The sequence below is a fragment of the Nonomuraea sp. NPDC049625 genome, from assembly GCF_040675285.1.
In the GTDB taxonomy this organism is placed as follows: domain Bacteria; phylum Actinomycetota; class Actinomycetes; order Streptosporangiales; family Streptosporangiaceae; genus Nonomuraea; species Nonomuraea angiospora_A.
Map to the genome: position 1 here is coordinate 185716 of NZ_JBFAOQ010000018.1, position 19116 is coordinate 204831.

The following is a 19116-nucleotide window of genomic DNA, read 5'->3' on the forward strand; positions in this document are numbered from 1 at the left end:
TGCATTTAAGACAGCCCCATTTGGCCCATACATACCTTTGATGCTGACACGAATCGTCGACTGGTGGTGACAGTTCCGGACAAAAACCCGCCCTGACCAGCCCCAATTGACCTACTTTGCCCGAAACATCCACCTGTGGTGGGAGCGCGACCGTGCGTGACACCCGAACCGAAACCCCCATCCCGGAGCTCCAACCCCGGGGGAGCGGCCTCGGATGAGGCGCCACGACCCCACGCGACCCGCAGCGGCACTCGCGGGCGCACGGCCTCGGCCGCGACCGACGGTGGGCGGCGGTCGGGCATGGACCGGCGGGGGGATGGCCCGTCCGGGCGCTTACGCCCTTTAAGCGCCGTTTGCTGCTTTATATCCCATACCAAACAGAATTCAGCTTCTGTTCGGTATGGGAGTAAATGTCGAGCTCAGGGCCGGGAGGGGGTCAGAGGCGGTTGACGAAGCGGGCGGCGGCCCGCTGGCTCATGCCGGTCTCACCGCGTACGAAGAACACGGCTTCCTGGATCTGGCCGAGCGACTTGAGCTCACGAGCTTGATCAACCATGTCCATGCTGACGCCTGGCCGGTTGCGCGGGTTCCTGGTGAGCCGGGCGGCCAGGATGATCAGCCAGATGGCCAGGGCGGTGATCACGCCTGTGAGTGCGACGAGACCGGGGGTTGTGATCTCCAGGGCAGGCATGTTAGGGCGTCTGCCCGCGCTCGGACGGTTCATGCCGTTTGCTTGATAATGAACATTATGTCAAGTAGTCGCTTTCGGAAGGGGTCCGCCGCTCCCCTCGGCGGGTGGGACCGGTGGGTCTGATGGGATTTTTTTCCCGGCGGCGCGGCGGTGTCCCGGGTGGTGTGGCGGGGGCCGGTTTCGGGGGTTGAGCGGGGGTTTTGGGGTTCGGTGCGGTGGTGTGGCGGGCTCCCCTGGATGCTTACGGAGAGTTTGACGTTCTGTCGATTCGCTGTCCTTGGCGCGAGGTGTGGTTTTAAGCTGGAAGTCCTGCTATTCGCGCCGCGAGAGGAGCAGCACGTGGGGAGCCAGTCGGTGTTATGCCCGGTGTGTCAGGGGGTCGTTCCTGCGACGGGCAAGGAGGCGTACACGGCGCTGCGGGGTCGTCTCATTCTGACGAACGGTTATTGCGCGGGTGGGTGCGCGGAGCGGCGTGCCGAGGAGCAGGCCCAGCAGCAGACGCAGCAGATGGCGCGTCCGGAGCCGGCTCCGGCGCCGGTGGCTCCTGTGCAGATGCCGGTGCGGACGCCGCTGCGGGTGGTGCGCTGATCGTTTCGGTGTGTTCTTCCCCGTGCGGGGGTGCGGGGTGACCGGTCGTGCGGGCCGGGTGTGGTGTTGTCGGGGTTATGAGTGGCCGTCGGTGGTGTGCCAGTAGTCGCGGGTCTCGGTGGCGAGGCCGTCGGGGTCGAAGTGGGCGAAGACGCAGCCTGCGAGGGTGATGGGGCGGCCGTTGTCGTGGGCGTGGACCCGGAATTCGATGGCGGCCGTGTCGCCGTCGACGATGGGGTCGGCGAAGGTGACGTGGGGGTCGGTTTCGCCGGCGAATGACCATTGGATGTAGTCGGCGATGGCTTGTCTGCCCTGGTGTGGGGGGCGGAAGGGCATGCTGGTGTGGACGGCGTCGTCGCGGTAGAGGGCGATGATGGCGGCGGTGTCGTGGTGGGTCCAGCCGTGTTGCCAGGTGTCGGCGAAGCGTTGGGCGGCGGTTCGGGTGTCCATGGGCCCATTGTGCGGGCGGGGGGTTGGCTGTGAGGCCGGTTTGGCGCGGGTTGGGGCTCGGGTTGGGGTGAGTGGCCGCTCCCCCGCGGCCGTCCTGCTTTCCTGTGGTGTCACCAGGGGTGTACGGCGGTTACGGCGGTGATGGGCAGGGGCCCGTACAGGTGGGGGAAGCCGTTTTCGAGGCGGATGTCGAGGCCTGTGGGGTCGATGTCGAGGATGAGCAGGGGTTCGGTGACGTGGGCGTAGAAGGTGGTGTGGACGCCGCGTAGCTGGGTCTGGTCGCGGCTGCAGTGGATGAAGCCGATCTCGTCGAGGGTGTGGCCGAGGGTGGAGATGCGGTACTCCCCCGCTTTCTGGGCACCTTCCCAGTCGGTTTGCAGGGCGAGGTGGTGGATGGGGGTCATGGCGTCCATTCGGCGTGGAGGATGGCGTAGATGGTTTCGCTGGTCCATTCGCCTTTGACGTATTCGTTGTCGATGAGGGTGGCTTCGCGGCGCATGTGGAGTTTTTCCAGGACGCGGGCGGAGGCGGTGTTGCGGGCGTCGAGGCGGCCGGTGATGCGGTGGAGGCCGAGGTCGTCGAAGCCGAGGCGGAGCATTTCGCGGGCGGCTTCCGGGGCGTAGCCGTGGCCGTGGTGGTCGGGGTGGAGGATGTAGCCGATTTCGCCTTGGCGGTGTTGTCTGCTGGTCCAGATGAGCAGGGTTTGGCCGATGAGTTGGCCGGTGTTGCGCAGGGTGATGGCCAGGTCGATGGCGTCGCCTTCGTCGTGGAGGGCGGTGCGGGTGGCTCTTTTGTCGAGGAAGGTTTGGGTGGCGTCGCGGTCGCGGGGTTCCCAGTAGAGGTAGCGGGCGACGTCGGGGCGGGATTCGTAGGCGTGGACGGCGTCGAGGTCGTCGGGGGTGAAGGGGCGTAGGTGGAGGCGGTCGGTGGTGATCGGGTAGTGGGGTTTGAGCACGGAGGAAGTGTAGGGAGGGGTCAGGGGGGCGGCAATGCGTTTTCGGCGGTTGTGACGGCGAGGGTGAGGAGGGTGCGGGCTTCGTCGAGGGGGCGTTGTTCGACGACTTGCTCGAGCCAGAGGGCGCTGAGGGTGGTGTAGAGGAGGCGGACGCGGGTGTCGGTCTCGGACAGGTGGAGGGTGTCGGCGATGATGCGGATGCAGCCGTCGGCCCAGCGGCGGGCGATCTGCTGGAGGACGGGGTCGCGGCCGGCGTGGACGTAGAGCTCCCAGAGGCCGAGTTGGCGGGTGCGGTCGGCGGTGGCGATCTGGTCGGTGAGGGCGGTGAGGCCGTGGTCGGTGATCCAGGTGCGGGTGGTGGTGAGTTCGGTTTCGACGAGTTGGGCGAAGGCTTCGGCGAGGAGTTGGTCGCGGGAGGCGAAGTAGTAGGTGGTGGCGGCGAGGGGGAGGTTGGCGTGGTGGGCGACGGCTCGGTGGGTGACGGCGGCGAAGCCGCCTTGGGTGAGGAGGTGGACGGCGGAGGCCAGGAGGGTGGCGCGGCGGCGGCGTCCGCGTGCTTGGGTGGGCGGGTGTGGTTGGGGCCGCTCCCCTGCTCGGGTGGGGTTCTGGTCCGGGTTCAATGGCCACCTGCGAGGTTGAGGATGACGACGCCGCCGATGATGAGGAGGATACCGCCGATCTTGGTTGGGGTGAGGGTCTCTCCCATGAAGGCGGCGCCGATGAGGGCGATGGCGGCGGTGCCGGCGCCGGCCCAGATGGCGTAGGCGGTGCCCATGTCGAGGTGGAGTTTGAGTGCTTGGGCCAGGAGGGTGAAGGAGGTGATGTAGCCGGCGGCGACGGTGATGGTCCAGCCGGGGTGGGTGAGGCCGTTGCTGAGTTTGAGTGCGGTGGTGGCGAGGACTTCTGTGGTGATGGCGAGGGCGAGCAGGAGCCAGGGCATGGGGGTCCCCCAGACGTAAAGTGGTACGTTCGTGCCAGTTTAGCTGGGGTGCCGGATCCGGTCCGGGGGCGGTGTGGTTGGCGGAACAGCTTGAAAAGGCTGTCGAATGCGTGTTCCATTGGTCGGTGTGGGTTGGGACGCGCTTGCGCTTGTCGACGAGGCCGCTGATGAGCGTCCGCTGATCGAGCGGCGTGCGGTGGTGCGTGACGGTTTCTACGAGTTGCAGGCCCGCACGATGATCGAGCGGGTGCCGCAGACCGCGGGCATCGCCCAGCAGTGGGCCCTGTCCCCTTACCGTGGGTGCGCGCATGCCTGCCGTGGTTGTGGTGCCCGGGCGGGTCATGGGCGGCTGGGGCTGGATGCGGGGCGTGATTTCGACACGCGGATCGTGGTGAAGCCGAACGCGGTGGCCAGGTTGCGGGCGGAGCTGGTGCGCTGGGACGGTCAGGAGCTGGCGGTGGGGGTCAGCGGCGACTGTTATCAGGCGGCCGAGGAGACGTATCGGCTGATGCCGGGGGTGATCGGGGCGCTGTCGCAGGCGGCGGTGCCGTTCACCGTTTACACCAAGAGCGCGCTGGTGTTGCGTGATGCGGGGTTGCTGGCGCGGGCCGGGGCGCGGGTGGCGGTGTCGATCGCGTTCGTGGACGAGCGGATCCGGCGGGCGGTGGAGCCGGGTGCGCCGACGGCGCAGGCGCGGCTGGAGCTGGTGTCGGCGCTGGTGGAGGCGGGGGTGGAGTGCCGGGTGCTGATGGCGCCGGTGCTGCCGTTGCTCAGTGACGCGGCCGATCAGCTGGGGGCCACGGTGCGGCGGATCGCGGCGGCGGGGGCGCGGGCGGTGGAGCCGGTGGTGTTGCGGCTGCCGCCGGGGACGCGCTCGTGGTATGGGGAGTGGCTGGCGGGGGCGCATCCGCAGTTGGTGGAGCGTTATGAGGAGCTGTACGACCGGGCGGGGATGCCGTCGCCGGATTATGAGCGGCGGATCACGGGGCAGATCGCGCAGTTGTGCCAGATGTACGGGATGGGGTGCGGGGCGCCGGAGGCGGGGCCGCGGCGGCCGCGGGCGGCGCAGCTGGCGCTGGTGTGAGGCGGGCGTCCGGGAGGCGGGCGTCCGGTTGGTGCGCGGCTGCGGGCGCGGGTGGTTACGTCCGGGTGGGCCCGTCGGTCGGATCGCCGCTGATGTGTGTGTGGTGGTAGAGGGCGGCCTGGACTCTGTTGCGCAGGCCGAGCTTGCGGAAGATCTCTTTCACGTGGCCCTTGACGGTCGAGTGGGCGATGCCCAGGACATCGGCGATGTCGGTGTTCGACAGTCCTTGGGCGATGAGGCCGGTGATTTCCTGCTCGCGTCTGGTGAGGGTCTGGGCCGTGTGCGCTTCGACGTCGTCGTCGTGGCGGGGTGTGAACGCGCTCGCCAGGTATCCCACGTTGCGGGCGGTCCACGATGGCGTAACCCGCGATGATCCGGCGCACGGCGGCGATCAGTTCGGTGGCGGTGAGCTGCCGTTGGGGCAGGGTGTAGCAGCCGAGCCGGAGCAGGTCCAGTTGGAGGCCGGCGGGGTCGGCGGTGACGATGAGGACCGGCACGCGCGAGGGCCGGTCGGTCATGAACCGGACCGTGTCCAGGGTCTGGGTGGTGACCGACGGGGAGTCCACGACGAACAGGTCGGGTCTGGCCTGGACGAAGATTCGGCCGGCCTGGGTGAGGTTGTCGGCCTCGCCCACGACCTGGAGGTCGGACTGCTGGGAGAGGATCGATCGCAGCCCGCTGCGCGCCAGCAGGTTGTCGTTCACGAGTAGGACTCTGCCTGGCCTCATCGTCGGTCCGCCCGTCGGAGGGTTGGAGTGCCCGTCGGGGCGAATATGTCAGCGGTCGATCACACCTCGTTTTCACGGCGTTCTCATCGGGCGGTGCCGGGCGGTGTGGGTTTTCAGGTGGGTAGCGCCGTCCGGCGGGCGGCCAGTTCGGCGTACATGGCGGCGCCGTCCGTCAGCACGGCGTCGTCGAAGGCGGCGTACGGGGGGTGGTTGGCGGGGGCTCGGCCGGGGTCGCGGTCGGCGGGGCAGGCGCCGAGCACCGCGATCGCGCCAGGGATCTCTTCGAGCACGAAGGAGAAGTCCTCGGCGGCCATGGAGGGTTGGGCGGCGAGCGCGGTGCGCTCCTGGCTGTAGAAGTCGCGGGCCACCGTGTGGACGAACGCGGTCTCGTGTTCGGCGTTGACGGTGGGTGGGTAGGCGGAGGCGGTGTCGATGTCCACGGTCAGGTCGTGGGCGGCGGCGATGTCGCGCAGCAGCCGTACGGCGCGGTCCTGGGTCTGGCGCTGCAGGCGCGGTGCCGGCGACCGGATGGTGACGGAGAAGCGGGCCTGGTCCGCTATCACGTTGTGGGTGGTGCCCGCGTGGAAGTCGGCGGCCGAGACGGTGACCGGGTCCTGGTGCGGCAGGCGTATGGTGCTCAGCGCGGAGACCACGTGCAGGCTGTAGGCGGCGGCCGGGCGGGTGCCGGCGGCGTCGAGCACGCCCTCCTCGATCATGATTCTGGCGCCCACGTGGCTCTGCTCCCCCGGCTGGAACATGAAGATGACGTTGCCGTGGAGGGTGTGGCGGCGGTCGCTGAGCAGTCGTGCGGCTCCGGCCAGCATCGTGGCGTGCATGTCGTGGCCGCAGGCGTGCATCCGGCCGGGGAAGCGTGAGGTCCGGCCGGTGTCGCCGTGTTCGTGGAGCGCGAGTGCGTCCATGTCGGCGCGCAGCAGTACGGTCGGGCCGGGCCGGGCGCCGCGTAGCACGGCGGTGATCGAGGTGGCTTTGTTGCCGGTGCTGATCTCCAGCGGCAGGTCATGGAGGGCTTGGAGGAGTTTGTGCTGGGTGCGGGTGCGCGTCAGTCCGATCTCTGGCTCTGTGTGCAGGTCGTGCCGGAGCCGTAGGAGGTGTTCGTGGAGGGTGCGGGCGCCGTTTGCGATGGTCACGGTGTGGGCCTCTCCCCCGGGTCGTCGGGGCAGCGGGTGCCGAGGGTGAATTCGCGCCGAGGCTGCTTTCGGTCATCGGGTCGACCGGGCCCTCCTGGCGTGCCGCTCCCAGCAACCCGCACAGGTGCTCGACCTCTGGCCTGCGCCCCGTGAACGTCGCCACGTCCATCGGCAGCTCGGCTGCCACCGGCCGGGCCCGCTCGGGCGGGGTCTGTGCCGCGGGCTCGGGGGCGGGCCGATGCTCGCGCAGCAGCTCCGCGTGCGTGGCGCGGAGCTCGTCGGAGGGGTCGACGCCGAGTTCGTCGGCCAGCCTGCGCCGGAGCTCCTCGAAGCAGCGCAACGCCTCGGCTCTGCGGCCGGTGGCGCCGAGCAGCCTGATCAGCCGGGTCTGGAGCGGCTCCTCGTACGGCATGTCCGCGGCGACCTCCCGCACGTGCGGCAGGGCCGCCTCCGGCCGGCTGGTGTGCAGCGCCAGGTCGGCGGCCCTGGCCGCGCAGCCGGCCGGGGCGGTCTGCAGCCGGCGGATCCCCGTGTGCGTGCGGACCTCCTCCGGGGCTCCTTCCAGTACGAGCCCGCGCCACTGCCCGAGCGCGGGGTCCGGCTCGCGAGCGGCGGCACGGTAGCGGCCGAGGAAGCGGGCCGCGTCCGCATGGCGCGCGTCCAGGTCGAGGACGTAGCCGCCGGACCTGGTGTACTTGACCGCCTCGGTCATCCCCGTGTGGTCGCGCAAGCACGATCGCAGCCGCGACACGCTGGTGCGCAGAGCCCGGAGGCTGACCTCGGAGGTGCCCCAGACGTGGCTCAGGAGCTGGCCTTCGGCGACCGGCTCCCCCCCGTGACAGCAGCAGCACGGCCAGGAGCCAGCGAACGTGCTGGCCGGGAAGCGGGACCTCTCGGCGGGACAGGCTGATCTCCAGTGGGCCCAGGATGAGGCGCTGTCCGGCAGGAATTCCGATATCGGGCGTATGGCTTCACCATGACACAGATCAAGATCGGCTCCAAACCGCGTGCCCCCGCAGGCCGGCCCGCCGCGACCGGGCGAGGGGTCAGATGCGGCGCTGCAGGAGCATGCCGGGCCATTCCCCGACGGTGAAGGGGGCGGTGCAGGTGAAGCCGCAGCTTTCGTAGTAGGCGACCAGGCGGCCGTCGTCGCCGGCGTAGCAGTCGACGCGCAGCAGGCCGACGCCGCGTTCGGCGGCTTCGGTGGCGGCTCGGTCGAGCAGGGCGCGGCCGACGCCGTGGCCGTGGTAACGGCGGTCGGTGACGAGGGCCTGGACGTAGAGCTCGGGTTCGGTGGCGGGGGCGACGTAGTCGTGGGCGCCGCCGACGACGATGCAGCCGGCGGGGTGGTGGTCGACTTCGGCGATGCGCATGCCGCCGAGTTCGAGCCAGCCGGTGACCTGGCGGGTGCGGCGTGGGTTGCCGGTGAAGGGGCTGCTGCCCCATTGGCCGGTGCGTCCTTGGGCGGTGAGCCAGGCGACGGCGCTGTCGAACATGCTCAAGACGACGGGGACGTCGCCGTCGCGGCCGTCGCGGATGCGCGGGAGGGTGCTGGGGTGGGTCATGTCAGGCCTTGCTGCTCTTCAGGGCGCTGCCCTTCTTCCACTCCTTGAACGGCAGTTGCCAGAAGCCCCAGCCGTTGTTCCATTCGAGTTCGCGGGTGGTGCCGGTGATGTCGACGACGTCGCCGCGCTGGAAGTTGTCGTAGAACCATCGGGCCTGGTCGGGGCGGGCGTTGAGGCAGCCGTGGCTGACGTTGCGGACGCCTTGGGCCCAGACGTTGTCCTTGGCGTGGACGTATTCGCCGGAGTTGGAGATGCGGACGGCGTGGTCGATCATGACGTCGTAGTAGCCGGGGTCGCCCTTTTTGCGGCCTGGGGAGATCATGCGGACGGGGTTGCCGCGTTCCATGGTGAGGTGGACGCCGGAGGTGGTGGTGTATTCGCGGGTGGTGGCCATGCCGGCGCTGATACGCATGGTTTGGACGCGTTTGCCGTCTTTGTAGACGTACATCATGTGCTTTTTGGTGTCGACCTTGCTGATCTGCCGGGCGCCGATCTTGAGGGTGGCGGAGTAGTCCTTGACCCCGTACAGGCCGTCGCCGCCCTTGATGCCGGTGATGCGGGCGTTGAGGGTGACCTTCTGGTGGGCGGGCCAGTATTTCGCGGTGCGGTAGATGGCGACGGTGTCGTTGATCCAGCGCCAGGCGCCGGTGACGGGCTTTTCGGCCTCGACTTCCAGGGCGCGTTCGATGGTGGCCTTGCTGGTGACGGGCTGGTTGAAGGTGACGATGATGGGGGCGCCGACGCCGATGGTCTCGCCCTTGGCGTGGGGGGTCACGTCGGCGATCTGCAGCGCGCGTTCGGGTTTGGCGGTGGTGAACGTGCTGGTGGCCGTGGTGGCGCCGGCGGTGGCGTTGACGGTGTAGTCGGTGGAGGGCTTGAGCGCGGTCTTGGAGACCCACTTGGTCTTGTCGGCGTTGTACTTGCCCTCGACCTGTTCGCCCGAGGCCTCGACGGTGACGTTGTCGAGGACGCCGCCGTCGGAGGTGACGACGACCTTCTTTTCGGGGCTGACCTTGCCGCTGCCCTCGGCGGGGCTGATCTTGACGGTGGGGGCCTGGGGGGTGGCGGACGTGGTGGCTTCGGGCGCGCCCGCTCCCCCGCTGCCGCCACCGGGGGTGGTGCCCGATGAACACGAGGCCGTCAGTGTGGCTGCGGTGAGCAGCGCGACTGCGGTGGCGGGCTTCCTCCAAGCGGGCGTAACGTTCAACACTGTCCTTTCCCCCACGGCACCAAACGCACCTCAAAAACCTTAATGCTGACGCATGTAAGACGAGGAATCATTTGGGAGAGTTCGGTCACATTTCAATCACTTGTGCCTGGGAAAGGGACCCGTCAAAGGCGGTGGGTCAGGCCGGTGTGCCGTCGTCCGGCGCCCTTGGTGCGGACGGCCTGGGCCAGGGCGCGGCGGGAGCCGACGATGACGACGAGTTTCTTGGCCCTGGTGATGGCGGTGTAGAGGAGGTTGCGCTGCAGCATCATCCAGGCGCTGGTGGCCAGCGGGACGACGACGGCCGGGTATTCGCTGCCCTGGGAGCGGTGGATGGAGACGGCGTAGGCGTGGGCGAGCTCGTCGAGTTCGTCGAAGGCGTAGTCGACGGCCTCGTCCTCGTCGGTGACGACGGTGAGCTTGTGCTCGTCGGGCCGGATGTCGGTGACGATGCCGACGGTGCCGTTGAACACCCCGGCGGCGCCTTTGTCATAGTTGTTGCGTAGCTGGGTGATTTTGTCGCCGACGCGGAAGACGCGGCCGCCGTAGCGGCGTTCGGGCATGCCTTCGCGGGCGGGGGTGAGGGCTTCCTGCAGGGCGGTGTTGAGGGCGCCGGCGCCGGCGGCGCCGCGGTGCATGGGGGCCAGGACCTGGATGTCGCGGCGCGGGTCGAGGCCGAAGCGGCGCGGGATGCGGCGGGCGACGACGTCGACGGTCAGGGCGGCGATGTCCTCGGCCTCCTCGCAGGGGAACAGGAAGAAGTCGTTCATGCCCTGGAGGATGGGGTGGTTGCCGGTGTTGACGCGGTGGGCGTTGACGACGACGCCGGACTCCTGGGCCTGGCGGAAGATCTGCGTCAGCCGTACGCGGGGGATGTCGTCGGCGGCGAGCAGGTCTTTGAGGACCTCGCCGGCCCCGACCGAGGGCAGCTGGTCGACGTCGCCGACGAACAGCAGGTGCGCGCCCGGCGCGACGGCCTTGACGAGTTTGTTGGCCAGCAGCAGGTCGAGCATGGAGGCTTCGTCGACGACGACGAGGTCGGCGTCCAGGGGGTTGTCGCGGTCGAAGGTGGCATCGCCGCCGGGGCGCAGCTGCAGCAGCCGGTGGACGGTGGTGGCCTCGTGGCCGGTCAGCTCGGCCAGCCGTTTGGCGGCGCGGCCGGTGGGGGCGGCCAGGATGACCTTGGCGCGTTTGGCGCGGGCCAGCAGGACGATGGAGCGTACGGTGAAGCTCTTGCCGCAGCCGGGCCCGCCGGTCAGGACGGCGACCTTCTCCGTCAGGGCCAGGCGGACGGCCTGGCGCTGCTCGGCGGCCAGGTCGGCGCCGGTCTGGCCGTGCAGCCAGGTCTCGGCGCGTTCCCAGTCGACGTCGGCGAAGGCCTTGAGCCGGTCGTGGCCGGAGCGCAGGAGGGAGAGCAGGCCGGAGGCCAGGGAGTTCTCGGCGCGGTGGAAGGGCGGCAGGTAGACGGCCGGTACGACGTTGTCGCCGGCCGGGATGGGCTCGCGTACGGCGCCTTCGGCTTCGATGAGGTCTTCGAGGCAGGTGGTGACGAGGTCGGCGGGCACTTCGAGGATCTTGACGGCGTCGGCGGCGAGGTTGGGGGCGGGCAGGTAGCAGTGGCCGTCGTCGGCGGCCTGGGACAGGGTGTAGCGCAGGCCGGCTTTGACGCGTTCGGGGCTGTCGTGGGGGATGCCGACGGCCTGGGCGATGGTGTCGGCGGTCTTGAAGCCGATCCCCCACACGTCGTCGGCCAGCTGGTACGGGCGGGTCTTGACGACGGAGATGGACGATTCGCCGTACTGCTTGAAGATGCGCACCGCGATCGAGGTGGACACGCCGACGCCCTGCAGGAAGATCATCACCTCTTTGATGATCTTCTGTTCCTCCCAGGCGGCGGCGATCATCTTGGTCCGCTTGGGCCCCAGGCCCGGGACTTCGACCAGGCGCTGCGGCTGCTGTTCGATGACCTCGAGGGTGTCGGTGCCGAAGTGGTCGACGATGCGCTCGGCCATCTTGGGGCCGATGCCCTTGATCAGGCCGGAGCCGAGGTAGCGGCGGATGCCCTGGACGGTGGCGGGCAGGACGGTGGTGTAGGAGCGCACCTCGAACTGGCGGCCGTAGCGGGGGTGGGAACTCCAGCGACCGAGCAGCCGCAGGGACTCGCCGACCTGGGCGCCGAGCAGCGGGCCGACGACGGTGAGCAGATCGGAGCCGGAGCGTTCGGTGGCGACGCGGGCGATGGTGTAGCCGGTCTCCTCGTTGGCGTAGGTGATGCGTTCGAGGACGGCGTCTAAGGCGACAACGACTGAACCGTCTGGACCATGCGCCACGTAAACTCTCACTCCCCTGCCGTTCTGGGCCCAGATTAGAGCAACTACCCGGCGGCCACGGAGTCCCCACGCGATGCCAGGGCGGTCGCGCTTTCGAGAACTTTCCCGCTTGTGCCGCCCGCGCCGCCTACGTCGAGGAGCTGGCGGCCATCATCCGCGAGCTCGCCGAGACGCCCTGTCCCCCGAAGAGGCCGTCCGCGCCGCCTACGTCCCCGGGGGGCCGCTCCATCGAGGAGCCGGCGGCCATCATCCGCGAGCAACGCCGCAGGGCTCGCGCACGCCAGCAAGCTGGCCTGAACTGATTTCGATTGTCATTTTGGGTTCTTAGCCCCTTTTTTGCAGGTCAGAGCGATGGGACGTGTAAGGCACGGCGCTGAACGGGGCAGCCGAAAGCGCGAGGTTCGCGGCCCTGTCCTCCCAGAGGTGCATCGAGCCGCGTTTCTGAACCCCGCTTGCGGCAGCCCAGCGAGGTGCGACGCAGGAGACCGGGGAAAGGGCGCCGCCCGCGAAGCGGCCATGGTGACGGGGCAACGCCCCTATGCCATGGTGATCACATGGCCGAGAACCCGATCCCCACGCCGGTCCCGCTTCCCCCGCCCATGCGCTACCTGACTGAAGACGAGAATAACCACGTCAAGAAGACCGCCTCCGAACAAACCCAGAATTATGAGGTGGATGAGACGGTGGCCATCGCAGTCGCCTACGCTGCTCTGGGCGCTATAGGCCTGTTCGCGACGCAGTCGATTCTTGCAGAAAGCAACGACGAGAACTGCAACGCGCTGAGACTGGCATGGGACACCACGCAGCCAAAGGAGAGGAAGTATCTCGGGTCGTGGTGGCAGTGCGTGGGAGAGCCCGGCCACTACGGCCGCCACTTCGCCTACAGCATAGTTGAGTGGTCTGACGGCGAGCCCGGCACTGTGCCCGCCACCAGGACGGCCTGACGGCCTCACGGCGCGCTGCGCAGCTCAGGGCCCGGACGGCGGCCCGTCGGCCGAGCCCTGAGCGAGGTGCTGGCAGCACTGCGCCCACTGACGGCCGATGCGGGGCCGCTGCCCCTGCTCCTCGCCGGAGCGGCAGGCTCCGGGATGGCCCGGGGCGCGAACCAGGCTGCAGGCCGTGGTGGGTTCCGTCCGTCGAGCTTGTAGACGCCGGGCTTGAGCGTCGTGGATGCGGCAGAGGTTCCCTTCATGCCGAACGAGTGCGGCCGTCCTCGGAAGGGGCCCGCTCGCAGCGCGCCGCCCGGGTGATGCCCTGATCAAGCCCGGCGTTCACGCCGACGTCGGCGAGCATCTGGCTGGAGGAGTTCAGTCTCGCCGGCTGCTCGCCATCGCCGAGATCACACCCTGATGGGGATTCAGCACTCTCGCGCGCTTTCAGCGCCTCCGGCGTCTCGCCTCACCGGTTTCGCCGGCAGGACACGACAGTGCGCGCAGACTAAACGACCGTGCACTCAGCCTTAAGGACCAACCCGAACGCGGCCTGCACGCTCAAGGAGGAAGCAAGCGAGCAAGCGTGGAGACATCGCACCGCCAACGAGTTCGTGAGTTGTCCGCCGGCGAGAGCAAGCCCTCACTGGAGCGGAGGAAAGCCTGGCGCCTCACGGATCGCAGGTGCCGGAACTTCACCTGGATCGTGTATTCCACCAGAAAGATCCAGCAGGAAATCACAAGGCGAAAGAGGGAAAATGAAGAAATGGGTGCCCACGGCTGCCCTGGCGGCCGCACTCCTGGCTGGTCTGACGCCCCCCGCATCGGCAGCCTCGCCAACGGACAACGAGGTCCATAATACCGGCACGGTCTGGGTCGGCGCCATCCAGGTCAGAAATTTCAATACTAATCTGGCTTACCGAAGCGGTAAATATGATGAGCTGATTCCAGCCGGGCTCTTTTCGGGCTACCGGCACACTGACGGCATCTACATCGGACCGGGATACTGCGGCAGATTCCGCCAATGGCTCCGGGGGACCGAGCAGAACCCTCCAGCTCCGGAGGATCTGGCGGACCCACAGGTCATCCGAGGGGAGAGATGGGTCTGGTTCCCGGAACCAACTATTGGCTGGGACGTGAGGGCATTGCCATTAAGTGATCCTCTCTGCGCGGGCGCGTCGCTGACCGCCAAGGACGGAAAGCTCCTTATTCAGCCCGAGCGGTCACGCTGAGGCACTGAACACGCCACAAAGTGCCTCACCGCTCGTTGGCGGCCGCTTATCCCCCGTCCCCTTCGAGGGATAAGCGGCCTCCCAAAACCCGCTGCGCAAAGTCGATCCCGGCGAGAGGCCATCGTCGCAACGGGCCATTGACCTGCCGCTGCGTTTCGGGCAGGCCGAGGCTTGAACACAAGCACGCCGCTGTCGCCGACCTTGACGCTCGTCGATAGGTTGCCTACAGGTGCGCCGGGAAGTCCGGTCAGCAATTTCTGCCGTCCATCCCGGAAAGGCGCCCGCCGTGCGCGCTCGCGACCTGCTCACCGACTTCCCCGCGGTCACCTTGGACACTGCAGTGATCGAAGCCCCTCGGCTGCTGGCCGAGCAGGACCTGCCCGGCGTGATCGTCGTTGATGGGTCGGGCCTGCCTGCCCGGCACCCAGGTGCTGCGCCTGGCTGTCCCCGGCTGTTGCGGGGACGATCCGGCGCTCGCGCACGTGGTCGACGAACGGCACGCTGATGCCTTCCTCACCTCGCTGAGAGACCGGGCTGTGCGCGAAGCCCTGCCTGCCCGGCCGCGGGAGCTCCCGGTCATCGACCCGGATGCAACCGCGCTGGAACTGGCCGCGCTGATGGCGCGCACCCACAGCCCGCTGGTCGCGATCGTCAGCGGGAGCCGTCTGCTGGGCGCGGTCACCCTCCAGGCGCTGTTGGACGGGCTGCTGGCCCCGTGAGCGTGCTGGCCTGGCTGTCGGTCGCGGTCTTCCTCGGCGCCTACGCGCTGATCGCCACGGAACGCATCCACCGGGTCGCCGCCCCGCTCGGCGGCGCCGGTCTGATGCTGCCCATCCACGCCAGTGACGCGGGTGCGGCGCTCTTCTCCGAGCAGACCGGCGTCGACTGGAACGTCATCTTCCTGCTGCTGGGCATGATGGTGATCGTCAGCGTGCTCAAGCAGACAGGCGTGTTCGAGTACCTGGCGATCTGGGCGGCCAAGCGGGCGCGCGGCCGGCCGTACCGGCTGATGGTGTTGCTGGTGGTGATCACCGCCGAGGCGCTGGTCTCCAACCGGCGGCAGATCAAGACCCAGGCCAACCTTCAGGAGGGCCGCCACGACCTGGCCCGGAAGATCTTCCACGGCCGCCGCGGGCAGCTCTACAATCGTTATCTTGGGTTGTTGGCCCGTTCTCGCAGGTCGAAGCTAGATGATCTTGTCAGGCACGTAAGGCATGTTGACCGGCGTTGAAGGCATGCTGCAACGCTGCCGGTCGGAGTCGATGTCGGCGCTGGGGCCTGGTCGGCCGCTGCGTCGCCGTCATCGTGGCGCGGGGTCGTGGTCGGCGGTGATGCGGGCGGAGGTCCCCTTGTCCAAGGGGGACGTAGCGGCCGAGGCCGGCCAGGTGCCGGTGACGGGACCTGGCCCGCAACTCGGGCGCGGGTCGCCCGCACGGCGACCATCCGTACCCAGCCGGTCAACATGATGATCAGCGCATGTCGCTACTGGCTGCTCGGCTGTTCCTCCGGGCCGGAAGCACAAGAGATGATCAACGTGATGAGGTCGCGCATCGGGGTCAGGAGGTCCGGGTAGGCCTTGGCGTTGAGGTCGTACAGGCGCAGGGCGCCGTTGCGCCGTACCGTCAGCAGATCCGCATCGCGCAAGATCTTGAGATGGTGGGAGGTGGCGGGCTGGGACAGCTCCAGGTGCGCGGCGATGTCACCGACGCTGCGTGGGGCCGCGGACTCCAGGAGGAAGACGACGATCTCCTGCCTGCGCTCATCCCCCAGGGCGGTGAACAGCGGCCGGGTCCGCGCGAACAGCGCGAGGACGTCCTGGGCCTCGATTGAGCCGCTCATGCGGGCAAGGAGTTACGCAGAGCGGACAGATGGCCGACCGGCAGCGTCCTGGCGGCGCCTTCGGCGATCCAGCCGTCCAGCATCAGCCGCGTCTGCGCGCTCACCTTCGTGAAATGCGTCTCCAGGTAGCTGCGCAGGTCGAAGGGGAGCAGCCATGGCAGCACGCGCAACGCCAAGCCCACGGCCCAGGACGGGACGGAGACGGGAGCGCGCAGCCCGTGCTGAGCGGAGACCACGGCGACGGCCTCCCGGACGGACGCGGTAGCGCCCCGCAACCGTGTGCTCGACGCGGGCAGCCTCCAGCCGGAGGCCTCCAACTCGGCGATGTAGGGGATCATGCGGGCGGCGGCGAGCTCCCCCGCACCGGCCCGCGTCACCCGCTTGGCCCGCACGCCACCGGCCTGAAGTGCGGCGACGACCTGCGGGGCGCGCGCTCCGGTGACGCCCACCGCCGAACCGGGTGGCACCCAGTACGCCACCCCCGGCGCGGGGACCTCTCGCTCCAGCGGCGCCTGGTAGGCGAGCAGCGTCGGGGCCACCTGGACGATCTGCTCCTGTGGCCAGACCCGGGCGAGGGTGCTGAGATCGCCCGGGTCCTGGCCGATGGTGACCACTGTCGCCGCTCCGGCCGCCGCATGCAGCGCGCGCGTCCACTCGCCCCGCAACGCGGGCGAATCCACGCAGAGCCACACCATGTCCCACTGTTCGCGGTGCGGTTCACTGATCACCTCGTACGGCACAATCCGCTCGCTCACCGGCGCTCGCCCCCGCCTGAGCCTGTACAGCGAAGCCCCTTCCCAGCTCTCCCGGCCCGGCCTCACCAGATAGCTGACCCGGGCCCCGGCAGCGGCCAGCCACAACCCGAAGACCTGCCCCAGTGCCCCGGCCCCGACAATCAGCACCTTTGACATTGCCGCTCCATAGATCTAAATATTTGGATATGTAGAACATTATCATCGCAGAAGTCCCCAGCTTCCGCCGCGACCACCAGCGCCCTGGCAATGTTCATGTTCGGGAGGCTCGGTGTTACCTGTCAGACTCGCGGTGCCCTTGCCGGTCGCGGCGTTAGCCCTCGTCTCGCTCCCCGCCAACGCGTTCACCGCTGACCATCCGGCCGGCGACGGCGCCCGTAACCGCCACCCGTCGGCGCAGGCCGTACGGCAGAGCACGCCACAGCCGGTCGCGGCGCCGCCGGACGGCAAGCGACCGCTGGTGCCGGCGAAGGGCTTCGTCCCTGCGGCAGCGGGATACGGTGTCAAGAACAGCTACATCGTCGCTCTCAAGCAGGAACTCGCCGACCGTCCCCATGATTTTGTTCGCGGTGTCTTCGCTGCGGTAGCGCGCCGTCGCTCCCGGCCTGCGTGAGCGCGGCCGCATCGGCTCGTCCACCAGCTACCGCATCATCGCCATCCACTGCGGCAGGCTCGACCAGTCCACGCCGTGCCCCGTGCAGTACGCCAAGTACAAGGTGATCCGGCCCGCGCACACCCGCCAGATACGCAGTGGTTATGTCAACAGGCAGGGTGTCGCAGACACGAAGCTGTCGCACCACAGCTTGCTACACAGGGTTAGACCAGTCTCACCTTCGGCGACGTAGGCGGATTTCGACAAGAGCGTCAGAACTGGCAGAGCCGCGCCCTCATCGCTCTCGCACGCATCCTGAAACTTCACAGGTGTAGCCGGCATAAGCTGGGTGACCACCCCGGACCGCATCTTCGCCGCCGTACCACTAACCGGATCCTTCGCTCGCAGCATGCGACCTCGTGTCGCACCTTGTTATAGCGGGCGGCGCAGCCCGTCCAGCACGAGGGTGATGACGCCGTCGGCTTCGGCCCGCCAGTCGGGGCGGTCATGGGCCGCACCGATGCCGTGCAGCGCCATCATCACGGCCCCGGCATCCACGTCGTCGCGAACCGTGCCGTCCCGCACGGCGGCGGCCACCAGGTCGGTGACAGCCTGCTCCAGCGCCCGGCTGCCCTCGGCGAGGACACCCGAGCGATCGGCCATGAGCGTGGCCAGCGTCCGGGCCAGACCCTCGTGGGCATCTATGTGGTCGACCATGCCGCGTAGGAAGGTCGCCAAAGCCTCCGCTGCGGGCAGCGTGGCCTGTAGCTGGCGGGCGCGGTCGCACAGCGCGGCGACTTCCCCGTGGTAGACCGCCTCGGCCAGTGCCTCCCGGGTGGGGAAGTGGCGGTACAGCGTGCCGGTGCCCACCCCGGCCAGGCGGGCGAAGTCGTCGAAGCGCAGGTCGAAGAAGTCTCCGGCGTCGAACACCTCCCGGGCGGTGGCGAGCAGGGCCTCGCGCTTGCGCCGGGCGTCGGCCCGCAGCGGCTTGTCGGCGGTCATGCGCTACCTCGCGTTGACAAGTGGAGATGACCTCCATATTTTGGAAAGTGGAGATGGCCTCCAAATCGATCGTACCCCACGAGGTGCAGCGTGAAGATCCTGATGTTCGGCCGAGGCGTGATCGCCACTGTCTACGGCTGGGCCCTGCAACAGGCGGGACATGACGTCGAGTTCTACGTCCGACCGGGTCGCGCGGCGACGTACGGGGACACGGTGGACCTCGACCTGTTCGATACGCGGCGCCGAGTGTGGGGGCAGCGCGTCGCCGAGAAGTGGCCGGTGCGCTACCGCGAGGCGCTGGAGCCGGACCACGGCTTCGACCTGATCGTGCTCAGCGTGCCGCACCACCGCCTCGCGGGCGCGACGGCCTTCCTGGCCCCGCGTGTCGGCCAGGCCACAGTGCTGATCTTCGGCAACATCTGGACCGAGCCGCCAGCCGCGATCGGCGCACTCCCGCTCGACCAGATCGCCTGGGGCTTTCCCCAGGCCGGTGGCGGTTTCGGCGCGGACGGCGTGCTCCACGGGGCACTGCTGCCGTCGGTCATCTTCGGCACACTCGGCCAGCCCCCGACCGACCGGGAACGGGCCGTACGCCAGGCGTTTCGCGAGGCCGGGCTCCGGATCAAGGAGCGGTCTGACTTCCGCGGCTGGCTGTGGGTCCATTTCGCGTCGGATGCCGGCATGTTCTCGCAGGGCCTGCGGCTGGGTTCCCTGTCCAAACTGGCCGGGGCCACGGGCGACCTGCGCGAGGCGCTGCTGGCCGGCCGCGAACTGCTGCCGCTCCTCCAGGCGCGCGGCCTCGACCTGCGACGGCACCGGGGCGGTGTGCTGCTGTTCCGGGCGCCCACCTGGCTGACGGCACCCGTGCTCGCCTGGCTGACTGCTCATGTCGCGCCCGCGCGCGTGAGCCTCACGGCGCACTCCGACCCCGACGCCGAGGAGCCGCGCGAGGTCTGCCGGGACACCCTGGCCGAAGCACGACGGTTGGGCATCTCGGTACCGCGACTGGAAGCGGCGGAACCGAACTTCGCCCGCGAGGGGACGGGTCGAGTCTGAATTTACCGATGTCGTCGGTCCCGGTGGT

21 protein-coding genes and 3 pseudogenes are annotated in these 19116 nt (G+C 68.8%); 8 read left to right on the plus strand and 16 right to left on the minus strand.

From position 1 onward, the window contains the following. Window positions 1–436: 436 nt before the first annotated feature. The 6 genes from AB0J87_RS51520 to AB0J87_RS51545 form a co-directional block, all read right to left on the minus strand. On the minus strand, window positions 437–691 hold the full coding sequence (locus tag AB0J87_RS51520) for a hypothetical protein (protein ID WP_350736356.1): 255 nt from the start codon (window positions 689–691) through the stop codon (window positions 437–439). Between the two features lie 663 nt (window positions 692–1354). Further along, complete coding sequence (locus tag AB0J87_RS51525; protein ID WP_363980306.1) at window positions 1355–1729, minus strand: nuclear transport factor 2 family protein; 375 nt, start codon at window positions 1727–1729, stop codon at window positions 1355–1357. Between the two features lie 110 nt (window positions 1730–1839). Further along, the gene (locus tag AB0J87_RS51530) at window positions 1840–2133 is read right to left on the minus strand and encodes a DUF952 domain-containing protein (protein WP_363980309.1); all 294 of its coding nucleotides are present in this window, start codon (window positions 2131–2133) and stop codon (window positions 1840–1842) included. Continuing rightward, on the minus strand, window positions 2130–2684 hold the full coding sequence (locus AB0J87_RS51535) for a GNAT family N-acetyltransferase (protein ID WP_363980312.1): 555 nt from the start codon (window positions 2682–2684) through the stop codon (window positions 2130–2132). The genes AB0J87_RS51530 and AB0J87_RS51535 overlap by 4 nt, the downstream gene beginning before the upstream one ends. Before the next feature lie 20 nt (window positions 2685–2704). Further along, window positions 2705–3304, minus strand: coding sequence for a TetR family transcriptional regulator (locus tag AB0J87_RS51540; RefSeq protein ID WP_363980315.1), 600 nt, complete (start codon window positions 3302–3304; stop codon window positions 2705–2707). Then, on the minus strand, window positions 3301–3624 hold the full coding sequence (locus tag AB0J87_RS51545; protein WP_363980318.1) for a multidrug efflux SMR transporter: 324 nt from the start codon (window positions 3622–3624) through the stop codon (window positions 3301–3303). The genes AB0J87_RS51540 and AB0J87_RS51545 overlap by 4 nt, the downstream gene beginning before the upstream one ends. Before the next feature lie 106 nt (window positions 3625–3730). Here AB0J87_RS51545 and AB0J87_RS51550 point away from each other — a divergent pair, with 106 nt between their 5' ends. Next, a complete protein-coding gene (locus tag AB0J87_RS51550; protein WP_350736340.1) occupies window positions 3731–4708 on the plus strand; it encodes a radical SAM protein in 978 nt (325 codons plus the stop codon). A 55-nt stretch (window positions 4709–4763) separates the two neighbouring features. On the opposite strand, the gene AB0J87_RS51555 is transcribed toward AB0J87_RS51550, so the two are convergent. From AB0J87_RS51555 to AB0J87_RS51585, 7 genes and pseudogenes are all read right to left on the minus strand, one after another. Further along, on the minus strand, window positions 4764–5045 hold the full coding sequence (locus AB0J87_RS51555) for a response regulator transcription factor (protein WP_363980322.1): 282 nt from the start codon (window positions 5043–5045) through the stop codon (window positions 4764–4766). Between the two features lie 109 nt (window positions 5046–5154). Beyond that, a pseudogene (locus AB0J87_RS51560) lies at window positions 5155–5436 on the minus strand (response regulator); the annotation flags it as partial. Between the two features lie 113 nt (window positions 5437–5549). Then, window positions 5550–6524, minus strand: a complete 975-nt coding sequence (locus AB0J87_RS51565; protein ID WP_363980585.1) for a M20/M25/M40 family metallo-hydrolase — start codon at window positions 6522–6524, stop codon at window positions 5550–5552. After that, window positions 6454–7569 (minus strand): AfsR/SARP family transcriptional regulator, encoded by a 1116-nt coding sequence (locus AB0J87_RS51570; protein ID WP_363980588.1) that lies wholly within the window; start codon window positions 7567–7569, stop codon window positions 6454–6456. Before AB0J87_RS51570 ends, AB0J87_RS51565 begins: the two co-directional genes overlap by 71 nt. A gap of 61 nt (window positions 7570–7630) precedes the next feature. Beyond that, window positions 7631–8149, minus strand: coding sequence for a GNAT family N-acetyltransferase (locus AB0J87_RS51575; RefSeq protein WP_363980325.1), 519 nt, complete (start codon window positions 8147–8149; stop codon window positions 7631–7633). A gap of 1 nt (window position 8150) precedes the next feature. Next, window positions 8151–9359 (minus strand): Ig-like domain-containing protein, encoded by a 1209-nt coding sequence (locus tag AB0J87_RS51580; protein ID WP_363980328.1) that lies wholly within the window; start codon window positions 9357–9359, stop codon window positions 8151–8153. 122 nt (window positions 9360–9481) lie between these two features. Then, window positions 9482–11686 (minus strand): ATP-dependent RecD-like DNA helicase, encoded by a 2205-nt coding sequence (locus AB0J87_RS51585; RefSeq protein WP_363980331.1) that lies wholly within the window; start codon window positions 11684–11686, stop codon window positions 9482–9484. Window positions 11687–12240: 554 nt separating this feature from the next. Here AB0J87_RS51585 and AB0J87_RS51590 point away from each other — a divergent pair. The 5 genes and pseudogenes from AB0J87_RS51590 to AB0J87_RS51610 form a co-directional block, all read left to right on the plus strand. Continuing rightward, window positions 12241–12630: a hypothetical protein gene (locus tag AB0J87_RS51590; protein WP_363980334.1), complete on the plus strand. Its 390-nt coding sequence runs from the start codon at window positions 12241–12243 to the stop codon at window positions 12628–12630. Between the two features lie 743 nt (window positions 12631–13373). Next, window positions 13374–13847, plus strand: a complete 474-nt coding sequence (locus tag AB0J87_RS51595; protein WP_363980337.1) for a hypothetical protein — start codon at window positions 13374–13376, stop codon at window positions 13845–13847. 398 nt (window positions 13848–14245) lie between these two features. After that, on the plus strand, window positions 14246–14566 hold the full coding sequence (locus tag AB0J87_RS51600) for a hypothetical protein (protein ID WP_363980340.1): 321 nt from the start codon (window positions 14246–14248) through the stop codon (window positions 14564–14566). A gap of 2 nt (window positions 14567–14568) precedes the next feature. Continuing rightward, window positions 14569–14871, plus strand: a pseudogene (locus AB0J87_RS51605) (SLC13 family permease); the annotation flags it as partial. 30 nt (window positions 14872–14901) lie between these two features. Continuing rightward, a pseudogene (locus AB0J87_RS51610) lies at window positions 14902–15000 on the plus strand (Tn3 family transposase); the annotation flags it as partial. Window positions 15001–15329: 329 nt separating this feature from the next. Here AB0J87_RS51610 and AB0J87_RS51615 read toward each other — a convergent pair. Further along, a complete protein-coding gene (locus tag AB0J87_RS51615; RefSeq protein WP_363980343.1) occupies window positions 15330–15686 on the minus strand; it encodes a metalloregulator ArsR/SmtB family transcription factor in 357 nt (118 codons plus the stop codon). After that, window positions 15683–16597, minus strand: a complete 915-nt coding sequence (locus tag AB0J87_RS51620) for a 2-dehydropantoate 2-reductase N-terminal domain-containing protein (RefSeq protein WP_363980345.1) — start codon at window positions 16595–16597, stop codon at window positions 15683–15685. Before AB0J87_RS51620 ends, AB0J87_RS51615 begins: the two co-directional genes overlap by 4 nt. A 133-nt stretch (window positions 16598–16730) precedes the next feature. Between AB0J87_RS51620 and AB0J87_RS51625 the strand changes: the two genes are divergently transcribed. Next, window positions 16731–17051, plus strand: coding sequence for a hypothetical protein (locus AB0J87_RS51625; RefSeq protein ID WP_363980348.1), 321 nt, complete (start codon window positions 16731–16733; stop codon window positions 17049–17051). Between the two features lie 411 nt (window positions 17052–17462). Here AB0J87_RS51625 and AB0J87_RS51630 read toward each other — a convergent pair whose 3' ends face one another. After that, on the minus strand, window positions 17463–18032 hold the full coding sequence (locus AB0J87_RS51630) for a TetR/AcrR family transcriptional regulator (RefSeq protein WP_363980351.1): 570 nt from the start codon (window positions 18030–18032) through the stop codon (window positions 17463–17465). A 90-nt stretch (window positions 18033–18122) separates the two neighbouring features. Here AB0J87_RS51630 and AB0J87_RS51635 point away from each other — a divergent pair, with 90 nt between their 5' ends. After that, window positions 18123–19088, plus strand: coding sequence for a 2-dehydropantoate 2-reductase N-terminal domain-containing protein (locus AB0J87_RS51635; protein WP_363980354.1), 966 nt, complete (start codon window positions 18123–18125; stop codon window positions 19086–19088). The last annotated feature ends 28 nt before the right edge of the window (window positions 19089–19116 follow it).

Coding starts and splice junctions, on each gene's coding strand:
- AB0J87_RS51520 (WP_350736356.1), bottom strand. CDS start 691: ATGCCTGCCCTGGAGATCACAACCCCCGGTCTCGTCGCACTCACAGGC.
- AB0J87_RS51525 (WP_363980306.1), bottom strand. CDS start 1,729: ATGGACACCCGAACCGCCGCCCAACGCTTCGCCGACACCTGGCAACAC.
- AB0J87_RS51530 (WP_363980309.1), bottom strand. CDS start 2,133: ATGACCCCCATCCACCACCTCGCCCTGCAAACCGACTGGGAAGGTGCC.
- AB0J87_RS51545 (WP_363980318.1), bottom strand. CDS start 3,624: ATGCCCTGGCTCCTGCTCGCCCTCGCCATCACCACAGAAGTCCTCGCC.
- AB0J87_RS51550 (WP_350736340.1), top strand. CDS start 3,731: ATGCGTGTTCCATTGGTCGGTGTGGGTTGGGACGCGCTTGCGCTTGTC.
- AB0J87_RS51575 (WP_363980325.1), bottom strand. CDS start 8,149: ATGACCCACCCCAGCACCCTCCCGCGCATCCGCGACGGCCGCGACGGC.
- AB0J87_RS51590 (WP_363980334.1), top strand. CDS start 12,241: ATGGCCGAGAACCCGATCCCCACGCCGGTCCCGCTTCCCCCGCCCATG.
- AB0J87_RS51595 (WP_363980337.1), top strand. CDS start 13,374: ATGAAGAAATGGGTGCCCACGGCTGCCCTGGCGGCCGCACTCCTGGCT.
- AB0J87_RS51600 (WP_363980340.1), top strand. CDS start 14,246: ATGGGTCGGGCCTGCCTGCCCGGCACCCAGGTGCTGCGCCTGGCTGTC.
- AB0J87_RS51615 (WP_363980343.1), bottom strand. CDS start 15,686: ATGAGCGGCTCAATCGAGGCCCAGGACGTCCTCGCGCTGTTCGCGCGG.
- AB0J87_RS51620 (WP_363980345.1), bottom strand. CDS start 16,597: ATGTCAAAGGTGCTGATTGTCGGGGCCGGGGCACTGGGGCAGGTCTTC.
- AB0J87_RS51630 (WP_363980351.1), bottom strand. CDS start 18,032: ATGACCGCCGACAAGCCGCTGCGGGCCGACGCCCGGCGCAAGCGCGAG.